The sequence below is a fragment of the Rossellomorea oryzaecorticis genome (assembly GCF_045897515.1).
In the GTDB taxonomy this organism is placed as follows: Bacteria; Bacillota; Bacilli; order Bacillales; family Bacillaceae_B; genus Rossellomorea; species Rossellomorea enclensis.
In genome coordinates, this window is the sequence record NZ_JBJOSA010000041.1 from 1 (window position 1) to 2,935 (window position 2,935).

At 52.7% G+C, this 2,935-nt stretch carries 1 rRNA gene; it reads left to right on the forward strand.

Features of this window, described 5'->3' with window-relative positions:
- Positions 1-2,935 (forward strand): 23S ribosomal RNA (locus ACKA06_RS21555).

Here is a 2,935-nt window from a genome sequence, read left to right on the forward strand (position 1 = left end):
GGTTAAGTTATGAAGGGCGCACGGTGGATGCCTTGGCACTAGGAGCCGATGAAGGACGGGACTAACACCGATATGCTTCGGGGAGCTGTAAGTGAGCTTTGATCCGGAGATTTCCGAATGGGGGAACCCATTGTTCGTAATGGAACAGTATCCATACTTGAATACATAGAGTATGGAAGGCAGACCCAGGGAACTGAAACATCTAAGTACCTGGAGGAAGAGAAAGCAAATGCGATTCCCTGAGTAGCGGCGAGCGAAACGGGATGTAGCCCAAACCAAGAGGCTTGCCTCTTGGGGTTGTAGGACACTCTATACGGAGTTACAAAGGAACGGAGTAGACGAAGAAGTCTGGAAAGGCTCGTCAAAGAAGGTAACAACCCTGTAGTTGAAACTTCGTTCCCTCTTGAGTGGATCCTGAGTACGGCGGGACACGTGAAATCCCGTCGGAAGCTGGGAGGACCATCTCCCAAGGCTAAATACTACCTAGTGACCGATAGTGAACCAGTACCGTGAGGGAAAGGTGAAAAGCACCCCGGGAGGGGAGTGAAATAGAACCTGAAACCGTGTGCCTACAAGTAGTCAGAGCCCGTTAACGGGTGATGGCGTGCCTTTTGTAGAATGAACCGGCGAGTTACGATCCCATGCAAGGTTAAGTCGATGAGACGGAGCCGCAGCGAAAGCGAGTCTGAACAGGGCGAATGAGTATGTGGTCGTAGACCCGAAACCAGGTGATCTACCCATGTCCAGGATGAAGTCCAGGTAACACTGGATGGAGGTCCGAACCCACGCACGTTGAAAAGTGCGGGGATGAGGTGTGGGTAGCGGAGAAATTCCAATCGAACTTGGAGATAGCTGGTTCTCTCCGAAATAGCTTTAGGGCTAGCCTCATGTGTAAGAGTCTTGGAGGTAGAGCACTGTTTGGACTAGGGGCCCTCATCGGGTTACCGAATTCAGACAAACTCCGAATGCCAAAGACTTATCCATGGGAGTCAGACTGCGAGTGATAAGATCCGTAGTCGAAAGGGAAACAGCCCAGACCACCAGCTAAGGTCCCAAAGTATACGTTAAGTGGAAAAGGATGTGGAGTTGCTTAGACAACCAGGATGTTGGCTTAGAAGCAGCCACCATTTAAAGAGTGCGTAATAGCTCACTGGTCGAGTGACTCTGCGCCGAAAATGTACCGGGGCTAAACGTATCACCGAAGCTGTGGATTGACACCTTTTGGTGTCAGTGGTAGGAGAGCGTTCTAAGGACAGTGAAGTCAGACCGTAAGGACTGGTGGAGTGCTTAGAAGTGAGAATGCCGGTATGAGTAGCGAAAGATGGGTGAGAATCCCATCCACCGAATGCCTAAGGTTTCCTGAGGAAGGCTCGTCCGCTCAGGGTTAGTCGGGACCTAAGTCGAGGCCGATAGGCGTAGACGATGGACAACAGGTTGATATTCCTGTACCACCTCTTTTCCGTTTGAGCAATGGGGGGACGCAGGAGGATAGGGTAAGCGCACTGCTGGATATGTGCGTCTAAGCAGTTAGGCTGATGATGAGGAAAATCCCGTCATCGTGAAGGCTGAGCTGTGACAGCGAGCGAATTATAGTAGCGAAGTTCCTGATTCCACACTGCCAAGAAAAGCCTCTAGCGAGGAAAAAGGTGCCCGTACCGCAAACCGACACAGGTAGGCGAGGAGAGAATCCTAAGGTGAGCGAGAGAACTCTCGTTAAGGAACTCGGCAAAATGACCCCGTAACTTCGGGAGAAGGGGTGCTCTTTGGGGTGCATAGCCTCGAAGAGCCGCAGTGAATAGGCCCAGGCGACTGTTTAGCAAAAACACAGGTCTCTGCGAAGCCGTAAGGCGAAGTATAGGGGCTGACGCCTGCCCGGTGCTGGAAGGTTAAGAGGAGTGCTTAGCGCAAGCGAAGGTGCGAATCGAAGCCCCAGTAAACGGCGGCCGTAACTATAACGGTCCTAAGGTAGCGAAATTCCTTGTCGGGTAAGTTCCGACCCGCACGAAAGGCGTAACGATCTGGGCACTGTCTCAACGAGAGACTCGGTGAAATTATAGTACCTGTGAAGATGCAGGTTACCCGCGACAGGACGGAAAGACCCCGTGGAGCTTTACTGTAGCCTGATATTGAATTTTGGTACAGCTTGTACAGGATAGGTAGGAGCCTTGGAAACCGGAGCGCCAGCTTCGGTGGAGGCGTTGGTGGGATACTACCCTGGCTGTATTGAAATTCTAACCCGCGCCCCTTATCGGGGTGGGAGACAGTGTCAGGTGGGCAGTTTGACTGGGGCGGTCGCCTCCTAAAGAGTAACGGAGGCGCCCAAAGGTTCCCTCAGAATGGTTGGAAATCATTCGCAGAGTGTAAAGGCACAAGGGAGCTTGACTGCGAGACCTACAAGTCGAGCAGGGACGAAAGTCGGGCTTAGTGATCCGGTGGTTCCGCATGGAAGGGCCATCGCTCAACGGATAAAAGCTACCCCGGGGATAACAGGCTTATCTCCCCCAAGAGTCCACATCGACGGGGAGGTTTGGCACCTCGATGTCGGCTCATCGCATCCTGGGGCTGTAGTCGGTCCCAAGGGTTGGGCTGTTCGCCCATTAAAGCGGTACGCGAGCTGGGTTCAGAACGTCGTGAGACAGTTCGGTCCCTATCCGTCGTGGGCGCAGGAAATTTGAGAGGAGCTGTCCTTAGTACGAGAGGACCGGGATGGACGCACCGCTGGTGTACCAGTTGTCTTGCCAAAGGCATCGCTGGGTAGCTATGTGCGGAAGGGATAAGTGCTGAAAGCATCTAAGCATGAAGCCCCCCTCGAGATGAGATTTCCCATCACTTTATGTGAGTAAGATCCCTGGAAGATGACCAGGTAGATAGGTCAGAGGTGGAAGCATGGCGACATGTGGAGCTGACTGATACTAATCGATCGAGGACTTAACCA